The organism is Gemmatimonadota bacterium, from assembly GCA_009838645.1.
GTDB lineage: Bacteria > JAAXHH01 > JAAXHH01 > JAAXHH01 > JAAXHH01 > JAAXHH01.
Window position 1 is genome coordinate 219,712 of record VXRC01000017.1, and the last position, 16,096, is coordinate 235,807.

Sequence of the window (16,096 nt, forward strand, 5' to 3'; positions counted from 1 at the left end):
CTCCATGGCGGCCTACGCGGAGACGTGGATCCGAATCCTGGTAGGCGCGGTGTTCATCCCGTGCATCGTGCTCATTTGCTGGGTTGGCGGGACGAGCCTATTCGTGTTCGTCACCCTGGTCGTGCTCTTCGGCTTGCGCGAATACCACGGCATCGCCGCGGCCACGGACCTGGAACCCAACTGGTACGTCGGCGTACCCGCGGCTCTTCTGCTGTGTCTCGACGCCTGGCTCGAAGCGGGTCGCCACGCCCCCCTGATCCTCACGGCCCTCCTGCTCCTGACCGCCGCGGCGGAAGTATTCAGAAAGCGCGTGCGATCCCCCTTTCACAACATCGCCGCCACGGTCTTCGGCGTGGCGTGGATCGGCCTGCTCGGCAGTCACCTGATCCTGCTGGGGAGGTGGCCGATGGACGGCGCGGACGTCGTCGAATGGGGGCAGCGGGCCATGACGCCGGCCCTGCTCGCCATCGCCATACCCTGGTCCTACGACGCCTTCGCCTATTTCACGGGCCGGCTGCTGGGCCGCCGCAGGCTGCTGCGCCGCGTCAGCGCAGGCAAGACCGTCGAAGGCGCCGTCGGGGGGCTGATCGGCGCCGTCGCCTTCATGTTCGCGCTCCAGTACGCCCTGTTTCCCTTTCTCGGTCCGCTGCACTGCGTCGTCCTGGGCGCCGCTGGCGCCATCGTCGCCCAGCTGGGCGACCTCGCGGAGTCCCTGGTGAAAAGAGACGCAGGGCTGAAGGATTCATCCCGCATCATCCCGGGACACGGCGGCATCCTGGACCGGTTCGACAGCGTTTTCTTCGCGGCGCCTTTCGTGTACTATTACTTGGCCTACGTGACCGGATGAAGCAGCGTACGGCCTGGACGGTCCGGACATACGGACGGAGTATCGACAAGTCATGAAACGCATCGCCATCCTGGGTTCGACGGGTTCGGTCGGCACGCAGACGCTGGAGGTCATCGCGGCCTTCCCGGACCGGTATGCGGCCCACAGCCTGACGGCCAGGAGCCGGATCGACCTGCTGGAGCTGCAGTGCGCGCGCTTCGGCCCGCGCATGGTCGCCATCCTGGACGCGGAATGCGCCGAGCAGGCCAGGCTGACCGCCGGGTTCGCGCGAGGAGGAGGCGGTCAGCCCGGACCGTCGATCCACACCGGCGTGGAGGGCCTGATCGAAGCGGTCACCCACCCCGACGTGGACCTGGTCATCAGCGCCCTCCCGGGCAGCGCGGGGCTGGTCCCCACGCTGCGGGCGATCGAAGCGGGCAAGACCATCGCCCTGGCCAACAAGGAGATCCTGGTCATGGCCGGCGAGATCGTGATGGAATCGGCGCGGCGCAACGGGGTGGAGATCCTGCCCGTGGACAGCGAACACTGCGCGGTGCACCAGTGCCTGGCCGGGCAGGACCCGGACCGGATCCAGCGCGTGGTCCTCACGGCATCGGGCGGGCCCTTCCGCGACACCGCCCCCGCGGCCCTGGCGCGGATGACTTCGAAGGACGCGTTGAACCATCCCACCTGGAACATGGGGCAGAAGGTCACGATCGATTCCGCCACGCTCATGAACAAGGGGTTCGAGGTCATCGAGGCCCACTGGCTCTTCGGCCTCCCGGTCTCGAAGATCGACGTGGTGATACATCCCCAGTCCATCATCCACTCCATGGTCGAGATGGTCGACGGGTCTCTGCTGGCCCAAATGGGTCCGACCGACATGCGCATACCGATCCAATACGCCCTCTCGTACCCCGAGCGCCTTGAATCTCCCTGGCCCCGGTTCGACATCACGCGGAACTGGTCCCTGACCCTGGACCCGCCCGACGAGGCCATGTTCCCCTGCCTGGGGCTGGCCTACGAGGCCATCCGCCGCGGGTCCACCGTGCCCGCCGTCCTGAGCGCCGCCGACGAGCTGGCCGTCGAGGCCTTCCTCCGGCAGCGGATCGGGTTCACCGACATACCTCGCATCATCGCCGACGCGATGGACAGGCACCTGGCCGCGCCGGATCTCACCGCGCCCGTCACCCTGGAATCCATCATGTCGGCGGACCGGTGGACCCGGACGTTCTGCGGGGAAAAGTTGATTGCCGGATAGGGCCGAAATCCTGTATATTCCTTAATTGGCTGCCGCGCGCCGGCAGGCGCGGGGAACACCGGGAACATCGGAAGCAATCGGATCTGAGACGGCAGAAGCAGAACGGAGACATTGGCATGCTGACCACCGTATTATCGGCGATATTCGTCCTGGGGTTGCTGGTCTTCTTCCACGAACTCGGTCATTTCCTAGCCGCCAAGCGCATGGGCATCAGGGTGGAGAGATTCTCCCTCGGCTTTCCGCCCAAGATGATCGGAAAGAAGGTCGGGGACACCGAGTACTGTATCTCCTGGATCCCCCTGGGGGGATACGTGTCCATGGCCGGGGAGCGGCCCGACGCCCAGTCCGAAGACGAAGGCGGCAAGCCGTGGGAGTTCCAGTCCAAGTCCGTGGGGGCCCGCGCCTTCGTCATCGCGGCCGGTCCGGGGGCGAACTTCGTCCTCGCCTTTATCATCTTCTGGTTGTTCTACGCGACCATGGGCGTGATGCTCGTCGATACGACCACCGTTGGCCGGGTGGACGGCGCAAGCCCCTATGCCGCGGCGGGATTGCAGGTCGGCGATGAAATCCTCGAAATCGACCAGGCGGCCGTCGAAACCTGGGAGGATGTCCGGGAACGGCTCGCGACCGGCACGGGGGCGTCCCTGTCCCTGAAGCTGCGCCGGGACGGGCGGGACCGCACGATCCTGGTGCGGTATGGCGACGGCGGAACGGCGGAACGGCTGGGCGGGCTCGACTATTTCCGCGCGTCGGCCGTGAGCACGGTCATCCCGGATTCACCCGCCGAGAAGGCCGGTCTCAGGCCCGGGGACGTGATCACGTCCGTGAACGGCGTTCCGGTCACGCAGTGGTACGAGATGGTCGAGCAGATACGAGTCCGGCCGGGCATGGAGACCACGTTGTCCTGGTCCCGGAACGGCCAGACCCACCAGGTGAGCATCATACCCAATACGGCCCAGGACCTGGACCGTGAGACCGGAGACGTCATCGACATCGGCCAGATCGGCATCACCCAGCAGGACCACATCAAACGCAGTCCGATCGGGATCGTCACCTCCGCGGGACTGGCGGGCACGCAATTGGTGGCCGTCACCTTCACCATCGTCGACTTCGTGGGGAAACTGGTCATGGGGCAGGTGTCCACCGACTCGGTGGGCGGCCCCATCGCCATTGCCCAGATGGCGGGAGACAGCGCCCGGCAGGGTGTGAGCAGCCTCTTCAGTTTCATGGCCTTTCTGAGCATCAACCTCGCCATCCTGAACCTCCTGCCCATACCCGCGCTGGACGGCGGCCAGCTGCTCATCCTGGGCGTCGAGAAGATCATCCGGCGTCCGCTTTCCCTGAAGTACCGGATGGTATGGCAGCAGACGGGAATGGCCCTTCTGCTGGTGCTGATGGTGTTCGTGGTATTCAACGATGTCACCCGGATCTTCAGGTAGTTCCACGGCGAAGGGAGGAAACATGCCGGTCGGGAGAAGTCTCGGCGCCGCCGGTCGTACCTGGTACGTCCTCGCCGTCACCGTGATGCTGGCCGCCGTCTGTCCCCCGGAGCACGCACTCGGACAGGTGGACCGGGCCAGGGCCCTGGAACATTTCGCGGAGGGCGGCCTTCACGAAGCCAGGAACGATCCGGCCAACGCGATCAAATCCTATTTACAGGCGCTTGAATGCGATTCCACCTCGGCGGAAATCCACACCGCCCTCGCCCGGGTCTACTACCGCGTGACGGAGCGCGACAAGGCGCAGCAACACGCCAGGACGGCGGTGGAACTCGATTCGACGGCCACGGAGTCCTGGTTCGTGCTGGGCAGGTACCACGCCGAGCTGGGCAGGTACCTGCCGGCCCGGACCGCTTTCGAACGGGTCGTCACACTGGAACCGGGCCACATCGAGGCCCATATCGCCCTTTCCCAGTTAGCGAGCCGGTTGAACGACCCGGACGCCGCGCTGAGGGAACTGGAAACGGTGAGCCGCCTGGCGCCGCGCAATCCCGAATTCCACTTCAAACTGGCCGACGTCTACAAGCAGAGAGGGATGTACGACAAGGCGGTCATCGCGCTGCAGAAGGTGCTCGACGACTATCCCGACTCGATCCCCGCGCGGGTGGGCCTGACGGAGATCTATGAGCAGAGGCGGCAGTGGGACCGGGCTGTCGTCATGTACCGTGAGATCATTGCGCTGGGTCCCGACCGGGAAGCGGCCCTGCGGCACCGGCTTGCGCGCCTCCTGATGTTCCTCGGCCGGCCGGGCGAAGCGGTGGAGGAGTACCGGGTGCTGTTGGAGCACAACCGGACCTCCCCGGCCCTGTGGGCGGAACTGGGGGAGGCCTACCAGGACCTCGGCCAGGCGGAGCAGGCGCTCTCCACCCTGGAGGAGGGCCTCGAACTGCACCCCGGCTCGGCGGAGCTCCATGGCGCCCTGGGCGACGTGCTGCTCGACCAGGACAAGCCGGCGGAAGCCGTGGTGCCGCTGCGGAAGGCGATCTCCCTGGACGAGCGCGAAGTGAGATTCCGGATCGGCCTGGGGATGGCCTATCGCGCCACCGGACGTACTGAACAGGCCGTAGACGCGCTGAACGAGGGCCTGGGCGTCCTGGGAGACCACCCAGACCTCTACCTGAACCTGGGCTTCGTCTACCAGGAAGCCGGCGCATATCCCCTCGCCGTCTCCGCGTACCGGTCGGCCATCGCCGCGGACCCCGCCCACGGCCGCAGCTGGATTTCGCTGGGATACGCCCTCATGGAACAGGGACAGACGCAGGAGGGCATCGCCGCGTTGCATGAAGGTGTGGAACAATTGCCGGACGACGTTACCCTGCGGTTGAACCTGGCGAACGTCTACCTGGAAAACGGGATGTACAACCAGGCCATCGACCAGTCGCAGAAGAGCATCGGCATCAACCGCCATGATCCGCGCGGGTGGATCAGCCTGAGCCTGGCCTATCTCCGCCAGGACCAGTTCGCACAGGCCGAACGCGTGCTCACCCAGGCCCTGTCGATCCTGCCCGATATGCCCGAGTTCTACTTGTACCTGGGCGTGAGTTTCATGTCCCGGGAGGAGTTCGACCAGGCCGGCGCGCACTTCCGCAAGGTCGTGGAGCTCAACCCGCAGGACGGAAGAGGGTGGGTGAATCTCGGCCTTTCCCATCTGCGCCAGGAGGATTACGAGACCGGCATTCAGGCCCTTCGTGACGGGCTGGAAGAAGCGCCCGGGAACCCCGACCTGTGGTTCTACCTGGGTTATGCCCATACCGAGCAGGAGGATTACGAAGAAGCCATCGCGATCACGAAAGAAGCGGTCGAGCGGTTCAACGACCACCACCGCCTCCATTTCCTGCTGGCGCAGAACTACGACCAGTCGGGCCAGTTCGAGAAAGCCGTGGCTACCTTCGAGACCGCCCTTGAAATCGATCCCGAAGACATCTACACGCTGAACTACCTGGGTTACATCCTGGCCGACCGGGGCCTGCGGCTCGAAGAAGCCAAGGTAATGATCGAAAAAGCCCTCGAGAAAAGCCCGGAGAACGGCGCGTTCCTCGACAGCCTGGGGTGGGTGTACTACCGGCTGGGCGACTACCGGAAAGCGCGGCAGTACGTGGAAAAGGCCCTGCAATACGAAGACACGAGCGCCACGGTGCACGACCATCTCGGGGACATCTACAGCCGGCTCGGCATGCACCGAAGCGCCGAACGTTACTGGCAGCGCGCCCTCGAAATGGAAGACATAACCCCCGAGGAATCCGAAGAGATCCAGCAGAAGCTCCAAGATGCCAGATAACACGTCCGGCCGGTACGGTCGGTACGGCCGGCACGGGCGGCACGGGCGGCACCGGCGGTCCGGCCGGTCCTGGATACTCGCCTGCCTCGGTCTCCTGCTGCTGTCCTGCCGTCCGCCGCCGCCAGCTCCGCCACACCTGCCGGTCGAACTGCTTCTCCAGGAGATCGATGCGTCCTCCAGGCGCCTCCAGGATTTCAGGGGCAGCGCGGGCGTGGAGACTTCCTTCGCGGGCCAACGTGGCCGCGCGTCCCTCCGCATCCGGTATCTCAGCCCGGCGCGATTCCGTATCGACGTGCACGGCGCCCTGTTCGAGATCCTCGCCGTCGTCCTGATCCACGACCTCCGCGTGCGGTTGTACATGCCCCGGGAGAACAAGGTGTTCGAAGGTAAGCTCGAGGCGCGCGAGGCTTTCATCCCCGGACTCGACCTGACGCTGGACGACGTGCACGCCGCCGTGACCGGGACCATAGCGCCCGGCAGGTACCGGGGACTGCCCGTCGCCGACTACCGCCGCGAAGGAAACACGTCGGTAGTCACGCTTGGGGGCGATGGCGGCCGGAGGACGCTGTGGATCGACATGGGCAGGATGACGGTCACGCGCGAGGTGTCGGAATCGCCCGCTAACCAGGGGTCCGTCACCAGGTCAATCACCAGGACTTTCGAACGCTTTCGAAACCGGAACGGCGTCTGGAGACCGGAGAAGGTCCGCATCACCCGGGACGGACCCCGTGCGGGGACGTTCGAACTGACCTACCGGACCCAGTCGATCAACCGCGGGCTGCGGCCGTCCGACATCGCGGTGCGTCTACCCGAAACCGTCGTCCGCCGTCCCCTGGAAGAGGCGGGAACGGTCTTCGAAACCGTGGACAGGGCACCGTCACCGGGCACGTCTGATTCCCGACAAATCCCTTGACAGCCGTTTGGTATCCCGTCTATATTGCCTGCTCCATTCGTCGGTGATGGTGGGCATAGCTCAGTTGGTTAGAGCGCTAGACTGTGGCTCTGGAGGTCGCGGGTTCGAATCCCGTTGCCCACCCTTCAAATCAGGACGCTTTCTACCCGACCGGATCGGTTCCACAGCGCGCCAGAGTTTCGACGGTCGCACGCCAAAGTTCCGGCGGTGAACCGGTTGCCGCGTAACGGCCTATGAAGCAGGCAAAGGAGACCAGCCGGATCTTATGGTGAACGCTACGGACCTGCGCACCGGTATGACCATAAGGATCGATGGATCCATTTACTTCATCACGGGCTGCGAACACATCAAGCCGGGCAAGGGAACGGCCTTCTCACGCACCCGCCTGAAGCATATCCACACCGGGGCCGTGATCGAGAAGACCTACAAGGCCTCGGACAAACTGGAAGACGTGCGGGTGGAACGGCGCAAGTTCCAGTTCCAGTACACCGACGGCGACATGTACTACATGATGGATCTGGAGACTTACGAACAGGTTCCGGTAGGCGCGTCGATCATCGGCGACAACAAGGATTACATCAAGGACAGCATGACGCTCGAACTGCTCACCGCGGACCAGGGTGTCGTGGGCATCGAAATGCCGAATTTCATCGAGCTGGAAGTGACGCAGACCGATCCGGGTATCCGCGGCGACACCGCGACGGGAGGCACCAAGCCGGCCACGCTCGAAAGCGGCGCCGTGGTGCAGGTCCCGCTGTTCATCAACCCCGGCGACGTGCTGCGCATCGATACGCGGTCCCGCGAATACGTAGAGCGGGTGTAGCCGCCCTTCCGAGGAGCCTGACATGGGAATCGATGAGGTGCTCAAGCTGATCGAATCGCTGCGGGATACGGACATCCAGGAAGTCGAGGTGGCCGAGGGCGACCGGAAGATCCGGATCGTGCGCATGACGCCCGGCGCGTCCGCGGCCGCCGTCCCCGCACCCGCAGCGGATACGCACGCGCAGGCCGCCGCGCCACCCGCGGAACACGTGCGGCAGGACGATGGCCGGGCAGACTCCGCGGACAGCACCTACGTCGAGGTGACCTCGCCCATGGTGGGTACCTTCTACCGGTCACCCGAGCCCGACGCCGACCCCTTCGTTCAGGAGCAGGACCGGATCAGCACCGGCCAGCAGCTGTGCATCATCGAAGCCATGAAGCTGATGAACCCCATCCAGTCCGAACTGAACGGGCGGGTGATGGCCATCCTGGTGGAAGACGCCCAGCCCGTCGAGTACGGCCAACCGTTGTTTCTGATCGAACCGGCATAGGAAGCGATGTTCCAGAAGATCCTCATCGCCAACCGCGGCGAGATCGCCCTGCGCGTTATCCGCTCGTGCAAAGAATTGAACATCGCGACGCTGGCCGTCCACTCCGAAACGGACCAGGACTCCCTCCATGTCCGCTTCGCCGACGAGGCGGTCTGCATCGGCAGCAACGCGCCGAACGACAGCTACCTGAACATACCCCGCATCATCAGCGCGGCGGAAATCATGAACGCCGACGCCGTGCATCCCGGATACGGGTTCCTCTCCGAAAACCCCCACTTCGCCGAGGTCTGCGAATCCTGCGACATCGCCTTCATCGGCCCGCCGTCCAGGGCCATCCGCCTCATGGGCGACAAGGCCGAAGCGCGAAAGACGGTGGCGGCGTCCGACGTCCCCACCATTCCGGGCACGGAAGACGTCGTCGAAGACGAGGACGCCGCGGTCGAGGCTTCCCGGGAGATCGGGTTTCCCCTGGTGATCAAGGCCTCCGCCGGAGGCGGCGGGCGGGGTATCCGCATCGTCCGCGACGAGGGCGAGTTGCGCGAAGCCTTCCGCCTGGCTTCACGGGAGGCCCAGAACGCCTTCAACAACCCCGCGCTGTACCTGGAAAGGTATATTGAAAAAGCCCGGCATATCGAGGTGCAGGTCCTGGGTGACCGCCACGGCCAGGTCGTCCACTTAGGCGAGCGGGACTGTTCGATCCAGCGGCGCCGGCAGAAGCTCATCGAAGAGTCGCCGTCCCCCTTCGTCGACGACGAACTACGTGCCGGGCTGGGAGAGGCCGCCCTGCGCGCGGCGCGGGCGATCGACTACGAAAATGCGGGAACCGTCGAGTTCCTCGTGACCGAGGACCGCCAGTTCTACTTCATGGAGATGAACACGCGCATCCAGGTGGAACACCCCGTGACGGAAATGGTCGTTTCACAGGACCTCGTAAAGGAACAGATCCGCGTCGCCGCCGGCCATCCCCTGGGTTTCGCGCAGGAAGACGTGCAAATGCGGGGACACGCCATCGAGTGCCGGATCAACGCCGAGGACCCGGACCGGAACTTCATGCCCTCCACGGGCGAGATCACGAGTTTCCACACGCCGGGCGGTTACGGAGTGCGGGTGGACAGCCACGTGTACGCCCAGTACGTCGTCACGCCCTTCTACGACTCCATGCTGGCGAAGCTGATCGTCTGGGGAAAGGACCGGGAGGAGGCAATGACGCGGACCGAGCGGGCCCTGGAGGAGTTTATCGTCGAAGGCATCAACACGACGATTCCGTTCCACCAGTTCATGTTGAGGCACCCGACCTTCCGTTCCGGACAAGCCGATACGGACTTCGTTGAATCCCTGAGTTCCCTGAGCTGACAAAATGACCGGTGACGGCCCGCATCGGGTCCGGGCGCCGGAGAAAGGAACGCATGAACACGCCCTCAGATCTCCGCTATTCTTCCGAACACGAGTGGGTGCGCCTGGAGGGCGACATCGCCACCGTCGGCATCACGGACTTCGCACAGTCCGAACTCGGCGACATCGTCTTCGTGGAACTGCCTTCGGAAGGCGACCCGGTGGCCGAGATGGGCGTCTTCGGGGCGGTGGAAGCCGTGAAGACCGTGTCGGACCTCTACAGTCCAATGGGCGGAACGGTGACGGAGGTCAACGACGACCTGGAAGACAACCCCGAGGCGGTCAACCAGGACCCCTACGGCGACGGATGGATGATCAGGCTGAAAGTCGATGACGCGGGCGCCTTCACCAGCCTGATGACCGCCGCGGACTACCGTTCCTTCGTCGGCGTCTGAGAGGCCGCGGGCGAACAGTACTTTTTCGGCCTGATGACCGCCCGCCGACCACCGATCCTTCGCCGGCGCCTGAGAGGCCGGCCCCCGCGGAGAATCCATGACTTACATCCCCAACACCGACGCCGACCGGCAGGCCATGATGGCAGTCATCGGCATCGAGTCGGTCGAAGAACTGCTGTCCGTCATCCCCGACGACGTCCGGCTGGACGGACCTTTGGACCTCCCGCCCGCCCTGTCGGAACTCGAACTCCACGATACGATGGGCGAGATGTCCGCCCGCAACGGTTCGGCCGACCGGATGGCGTCCTTCGTGGGTGGCGGCATGTACGATCACTTCGTGCCCAGCGCCATAGGCCACCTGGCCGGCCGATCGGAATTCCTGACCTGCTACACGCCCTACCAGCCGGAAGTGAGCCAGGGCACGCTCCAGGGCATCTACGAGTTCCAGACGATGATCTGCGAACTTACGGGTCTGGAGGTGGCCAACGCCTCCATGTACGACGGCGCTTCGGCGACGGCGGAAGCGGCCATGCTGGCCCGGTCGGCCACGGGGCGCGACCGCGTGATCCTGGCGGGTAGCGTGCACCCCCATTACGTCGAGACGGTCCGTACCTACGCCCACGGGCCGGGCATCGAAGTGGAGACGCTTCCCTGCCCGAACGGCGCGCTGGATCCCGGCCAACTGGAGTCGGCCCTGACCGATGATACGGCCTGCGTGATCGTCCAGCATCCCAATTTCTACGGCTGCCTGGAATCCATGAGCGAACTGGAACGGGTCGTGCACGGCGCGGGCGCCCTCCTGGTCATGGCCGTGGACCCGATCTCCCTCGGGGTCATCGAGTCTCCTGGCGCCTACGGCGCGGACATCGCCGTGGGAGAGGGGCAGTCCATGGGCAACCAGGTGAGTTACGGCGGACCGGCCCTGGGTTTCTTCGCGGCGCGGGACCGCTTCGTCCGGCGCATGCCCGGCCGCATCGCGGGACAAACCATCGACCAGGAGAACCGACGGGGGTTCGTCCTGACGCTGCAGGCCCGCGAACAGCATATCCGGCGGGACAAGGCGACGTCGAACATCTGCACCAGCCAGCAGCTCAACGCCCTGATGGCGACCATCTACCTGTCGTTGATCGGGAAAGAGGGATTGAAGCAGGTGGCGGAACTGTGCCTCCACAAAAGCCACTACGCGGCAGCGCGCATCGCGGACCTGCCAGGCTATGAACTCGCCTTCGACCGGTCGTTCTTCAAGGAATTCGTGGTGCGGACGCCGGCACCGCCCGACAAGATTGTGACCCGGCTCGCGGACGACGGGTTGCTGGCCGGCATCGACCTGGGACGCTTCCCGTCACTGGAAATCGAAGACGGCCTGCTGATCGCCGTGACGGAGCGGAGGACGCGCGCCCAGATCGACCGGCTGGTCGAAGCGCTGGCGCGATTCAGTTGAGTTTCGCAGGCTGCGGGCGGCCTGGGCGGCTCAGGTCGACCCACGAGCGCAGAACCGCCGTACACGAAGCAGATGCATCCTGAGAGGTAACAGTTTGTCGGAACCGCTTATATTTGAACTGAGCTCTCCCGGACGCAGAGGGGTTGCGCTGCCCGCGCCGGACGTGCCCGTCAAGCCGGTAGCGTCCTACCTGCCCGCAGCGGACCTCCGCGGCACGCCGCCCGAGCTGCCCGAAGTCAGCGAGGTCGACGTCGTCCGCCACTATACCCGGCTGTCCACCCTGAACTATCATCCGGACCGGGCCATGTATCCCCTGGGTTCGTGCACCATCAAGCACAACCCGAAGGTCAACGAGGACATGGCAGCCCTGCCCGGATTCGCGCGACTGCACCCCATGCAGCAGGACGAGACCTGCCAGGGCGGTCTTCAGTTGATGTACGAACTCTCGAGGGACCTCGCGGAGATCGCCGGACTGGAAGGGGTCACGCTGCAGCCCGCGGCCGGGGCCCACGGCGAACTGACCGGACTGATGATCATGCGGGCCTATCACGAGGCGCGCGGACACGCCCGGCGCAAGGTCATCATCCCCGATTCAGCCCACGGTACCAACCCGGCCAGCGTCACCCTGGTGGGCTACGAGACGGTGCAGATCCCGACCAATGCCCACGGGCTCGTGGACACCGGTCAATTGGCGGAGCTGATCGACGGGGAGACGGCCGCCTTCATGCTCACCAATCCGAACACGCTGGGGCTCTTCGAATCGGAGATACGCACCATCGCGGACATCGTCCACGACGCCGGGGCGCTGCTCTACATGGACGGGGCGAACCTCAACGCGGTCCTCGGCATAACCCGGCCCGGCGACATGGGCTTCGACGTCGTCCACTTCAACCTGCACAAGACCTTTTCCACGCCCCACGGGGGCGGCGGACCGGGAGCGGGACCCGTGGGCGTGCGGAGCGACCTGGTCCGGTTCCTGCCGACACCCGTGCCGGTGAAGGACGGCGACGGGTACCGGTTCGACTACGACCGGCCGGATTCCATCGGCCGCGTCCGCGGCTTCGGCGGCAGCTTTGGCATGATGGTCCGGGCCTACGCCTATATCCGGGCCAACGGTCCCCACGGCCTGCGCCAGGTGAGCGAGAACGCCATCCTGAACGCCAACTACATCATGCGGCGCCTGGAGAAATACTACCCCCGCACCGTCCTCGTCCACGGCGCGCAGAAGGAGACGCCGATACCCGCCGAAGTGCCCTGCCAGCACGAGTTCGTGGCCTCCGGCACCCGGTTCCGCGCGCACGGCGTCCGGATGCTGGACATCGCCAAGCGCCTGCTCGACTACGGTTTCTACGCGCCGACGATCTACTTCCCGCTCATCGTGCCTGAGGCGGCCATGGTCGAACCCACCGAAACCGAGAGCAGGGAGTCCATCGACCGGTTCATCGACGCCATGGCGGCCATCGCCGAGGAAGTGGAAAACGACCCGGAACTGGTCCGGAACGCCCCGCACACCACGCCGGTCGGCCGCCTCGACGAGGCGCGCGCCGCCCATCCGAAGACCCTGAACCTGCGGTACCGGAAGCCGCTAGCGGAGTAGCGCCGATCGGGATCGGCGAGTGCCCATCGACGGTGGCAACGCCGGTCGCATCCTCAGTCCCGGCGGCGGCACCAGAACCGTGCGTATCCTCAGTCCCGGCGGCGCCATCGCCGGACGCATCCTCAGCCGGCCATCATCCGGTCGTAGGCCGCTTTCGCCGCGGCGGATATCTCCACCGGGTCCTTCTCCCAGTATTCCTCCCGGAAGATCTCGACCGACAGCGCGCCCGCATAGCCTTTCTCACGCAACACGCCCATCATTTCCTTAAGGGGAAGCACGCCTTCACCCATGTAGACACGATGCTGGTCGGTCAGGTCGGCCGGCGGCAGGTCCTCGCAGTCGTCTACGTGGACGATCAGCAGCAATTCAGTGGGAATCGCCCGAATGTCGTCGAGCGGGACGCCCGATTTGTAGTAGTGGAAGAAGTCCACCATCAGCCCCAGGCTGCCGTGCCCGGCCCGTTCGATCACTTCCAGGGCCTCGCGGGGTCCGGGGATGAAGGGATGTCGCCCAAGGGGTTCGATGGCGATCTTCACGCCGTAGGCGGCGGTCCGTTCGGCATAGGCACGGGCCGTGGCGGCCATGGTGTCGTACGCCAGGTCTCTGTTCATGCCGTCCGGCGGCGCGTCGGCGCAGACGAGGAGGACGGGGCAGTCGATCGCCGCGGCCACCTCCGCCGCACGTTCGACGGCCTTGAGCTGTTCCCGGTTGTCGGAGAACCCGATCAGCCCGTAGGGACACAGCGAGGCCACGCGAAGCCCGTAGCCATCCAGGAGTGCCTTCAACTCGCCGGCATCGTGGGTTTCCAGGTAGGCATCGAGTTTCCTGGACCAGATCTCCACGGCGTCGAAACCCGCCCTCGACGCAGCTTCCAGGTCCTGCTCGAGCGTATAGGGCATGGTCGTGGCGCCGTTGATGCATGAATACATGACTGAATGCTCCTTGGGTGGCTATGCCTTGAATCAGAGTGACACGGAGAACAGATTTGCGCGGCTCATGTGGATAACCACGGAAACGGGTTTTCCGCGAAAGGCCGCCAGGTCGCTCTTTCCCTTCCACGTCACCACGCCGGACAGATCGTCCCCGGACAGGGGATCGCCCTCGGCCAGGGAATAGCCCTCGTAGGACTGTTGCGGGCGCACCAGGGCATAGGGCGTCTGGGGCTGGACCAGTCCCGCCCGGATCCATCCGCCGGGTTCCGTCCGGTAGTTGAGCCTGAGTTCCCGTCCCTGGCATGGGGTGCCGATCATGGCGGTATTGTTCAGGGTGAACCGGGCCTCACCGGGCGCTTCGAGCGCCACGAGACGATCCCGCTCCCAGGTGGCCCACCGGTATTCGAAGGAACGCATGATCGCATCGCGGTCGCATCCCGGATAGCGGCGGATGTCGTGACTGACCGGTGTGCCGCAGTACAAGAGACCCCATTTCTTGTCGTCGAGGGCCACCAGGTTGGGTTTGGCATACACGGCCATGTACGGCTGGCCGCCCTGGTCCCGCCCGATAATCGGCCTGCGTTCCGGACGGCTCCACAGGTCGCCGTCCCGGCTCGTGGCCAGATGGATGTCCAGCGAGGCACTCATGCGGTGATAGAACGAGGGAAACATCAGGTGCAGCCCGGTGCCTGGATAACGGCAGTAACAGCTGTCGTAGACATCGTCGTCGATCGCATCGAGGGTATCGGCCATGAAGACGAACCGGGGCGGCGGCCAGCCGCCGAAGTCCGGGCCGCCCGTCTTGACGACCGCCCGGCGGTCGTCCTGCCGGCCGCGCAGATAGACCGCGTACTCCCCCCTTTCCGCGTCGTAGGCCGCGATGTTCTGGGTGTCGAGATGGGCCCTGCCGAGATGCAGCAGCGGAGCATCCTTCACCCGCCACGACAGGCCGTCGGCGGAAATAGCGCCCGTGACGTAGGGGTGCCACAGCTCGAGCCTTTCCGCGATCTCCTCGTTGCCGCAGCCCCGGTCCACCATGGCCGTGACCAGGTCGTCGAAGAAGTCTCCTTCGTGCACGTCGTCGCGGAGTACGCCGTCCACGGTGATTTCTGAAACCGTGGTGATGCCCTTGTACCGCTCCGACGGCGGTGCCGACGAATCGACGAATATGGAGTGGAAATCGAAAAAGGAAGCCGGGTGCAGCAGATTGTTGGATCGGGCGCCTCCGTATTCCTGCAACCCGAGGTTGGGACGCTTCCAGTCAAACCCGTCGGCGCTTTCCGCATAGGCAATATAGGGATGGCCGTCGTCGCCGGCCGTTTTGTACCACATCCTCAGGGCATCGCCTTCCCGGATGACGCAGAACGGCATCATCACGGTGGACTCCCACGGTCGGTCGGATCGAATGAACGGTTCCGAAACTTCGGCCGGTTGTACCCTCAGGCGCAGTTCGCCCGTCGGAGGATCCTGGGACACGCCCAGCTCATCCGGTCCTGCACCCGTGTGTCCGGGCCAGATGCCGTACCAGTCCAGGAAGGGCCTTGGCGTTGGGTTTTCATCGACCATTCGGCTTTGCCCTTGCTATCGTGCTTCAATGCGTGTTTCAATGCGTGCCAGGAACGGGCAACGGGAACGGGCAAAGGGCATCGGGCCCTCGCGTCACCAGCCGTGTATCGCATGGCCGTTTCCGGGAAACCAGATCACATCCACGACATAGGACAGCAGGACGCCCAGCGCGTAGGCCGAAATCACGCCGATGACGAAAGGCTGGCCCCGCCGGTAGAGCGACTCGCCGCCCATCCTCAATATGATCACCTTCACGAGCCAAACCAGCAGAATCGCGACGACGCTCTTGCGGACGCCGCCGATCCTGGCGACGGCGAATCCCACCGGGTGCAGCGGCCACCAGGGCCACCGGTGGTGCGCCGCGACCAGGAGGAGACCGGCCAGGGCACCGGCGCCGAAGGAGAACCGCTCCAGGGGCGAGAGGACCTGCGCGTTGCGGATCCACATCTCCAGTCCGTCCCATACCCCCCGGGCGCCGGCCACGAAGGCGGGTTCGGTAAAATCGAAGGCGCCGCCGTCGTACGCGAGATGGAGCGTATATACGACGGAGGTCAGGAACGTCAGCACCAGGGTAGCCGCGATCGCCAGGTACACCCCCTTGGCCCACCCCCCCCGGCGGGCCCCCCCCATTGGCGCCTGGGGCATGGGGGCCAGGGCCAGGGGGGGCCCGGTGGGGCCCGGGG

The 16,096-nt window shown here is 65.2% G+C and carries 13 protein-coding genes and 1 tRNA gene; 12 read left to right on the forward strand and 2 right to left on the reverse strand.

The window, feature by feature from the left end; translation table 11 throughout:
* Positions 1–4 precede the first annotated feature (4 nt).
* From F4Y38_05705 to F4Y38_05760, 12 genes are all read left to right on the forward strand, one after another.
* On the forward strand, positions 5–847 hold the full coding sequence (locus tag F4Y38_05705) for a hypothetical protein (protein ID MXY48783.1): 843 nt from the start codon (positions 5–7) through the stop codon (positions 845–847).
* A 52-nt stretch (positions 848–899) separates the two neighbouring features.
* On the forward strand, positions 900–2,087 hold the full coding sequence (locus F4Y38_05710) for a 1-deoxy-D-xylulose-5-phosphate reductoisomerase (GenBank protein MXY48784.1): 1,188 nt from the start codon (positions 900–902) through the stop codon (positions 2,085–2,087).
* 116 nt (positions 2,088–2,203) lie between these two features.
* The gene (rseP, locus tag F4Y38_05715) at positions 2,204–3,526 is read left to right on the forward strand and encodes an RIP metalloprotease RseP (protein MXY48785.1); all 1,323 of its coding nucleotides are present in this window, start codon (positions 2,204–2,206) and stop codon (positions 3,524–3,526) included.
* A complete protein-coding gene (locus F4Y38_05720) occupies positions 3,504–5,864 on the forward strand; it encodes a tetratricopeptide repeat protein (GenBank protein MXY48786.1) in 2,361 nt (786 codons plus the stop codon). The genes rseP and F4Y38_05720 overlap by 23 nt, the downstream gene beginning before the upstream one ends.
* On the forward strand, positions 5,854–6,777 hold the full coding sequence (locus F4Y38_05725) for a hypothetical protein (protein ID MXY48787.1): 924 nt from the start codon (positions 5,854–5,856) through the stop codon (positions 6,775–6,777). Before F4Y38_05720 ends, F4Y38_05725 begins: the two co-directional genes overlap by 11 nt.
* Before the next feature lie 49 nt (positions 6,778–6,826).
* A tRNA-His gene (locus F4Y38_05730) sits at positions 6,827–6,900 on the forward strand.
* A gap of 142 nt (positions 6,901–7,042) precedes the next feature.
* On the forward strand, positions 7,043–7,600 hold the full coding sequence (gene efp / locus F4Y38_05735) for an elongation factor P (protein MXY48788.1): 558 nt from the start codon (positions 7,043–7,045) through the stop codon (positions 7,598–7,600).
* 22 nt (positions 7,601–7,622) lie between these two features.
* Positions 7,623–8,090, forward strand: coding sequence for an acetyl-CoA carboxylase biotin carboxyl carrier protein (gene accB / locus F4Y38_05740; protein MXY48789.1), 468 nt, complete (start codon positions 7,623–7,625; stop codon positions 8,088–8,090).
* Between the two features lie 6 nt (positions 8,091–8,096).
* Complete coding sequence (gene accC, locus F4Y38_05745; GenBank protein ID MXY48790.1) at positions 8,097–9,443, forward strand: acetyl-CoA carboxylase biotin carboxylase subunit; 1,347 nt, start codon at positions 8,097–8,099, stop codon at positions 9,441–9,443.
* A gap of 53 nt (positions 9,444–9,496) precedes the next feature.
* Entirely contained in the window at positions 9,497–9,877 is a 381-nt protein-coding gene (gcvH, locus tag F4Y38_05750) for a glycine cleavage system protein GcvH (protein ID MXY48791.1), read from the forward strand.
* A gap of 97 nt (positions 9,878–9,974) precedes the next feature.
* A complete protein-coding gene (locus F4Y38_05755; GenBank protein ID MXY48792.1) occupies positions 9,975–11,318 on the forward strand; it encodes an aminomethyl-transferring glycine dehydrogenase subunit GcvPA in 1,344 nt (447 codons plus the stop codon).
* 94 nt (positions 11,319–11,412) lie between these two features.
* Positions 11,413–12,915, forward strand: coding sequence for a glycine dehydrogenase subunit 2 (locus tag F4Y38_05760; protein ID MXY48793.1), 1,503 nt, complete (start codon positions 11,413–11,415; stop codon positions 12,913–12,915).
* A gap of 122 nt (positions 12,916–13,037) precedes the next feature.
* On the opposite strand, the gene F4Y38_05765 is transcribed toward F4Y38_05760, so the two are convergent.
* Together F4Y38_05765 and F4Y38_05770 are read right to left on the reverse strand one after the other, a co-directional pair.
* A complete protein-coding gene (locus F4Y38_05765; GenBank protein MXY48794.1) occupies positions 13,038–13,844 on the reverse strand; it encodes a sugar phosphate isomerase/epimerase in 807 nt (268 codons plus the stop codon).
* A gap of 33 nt (positions 13,845–13,877) precedes the next feature.
* Positions 13,878–15,413, reverse strand: a complete 1,536-nt coding sequence (locus F4Y38_05770) for a hypothetical protein (protein ID MXY48795.1) — start codon at positions 15,411–15,413, stop codon at positions 13,878–13,880.
* Between the last annotated feature and the right edge of the window lie 683 nt (positions 15,414–16,096).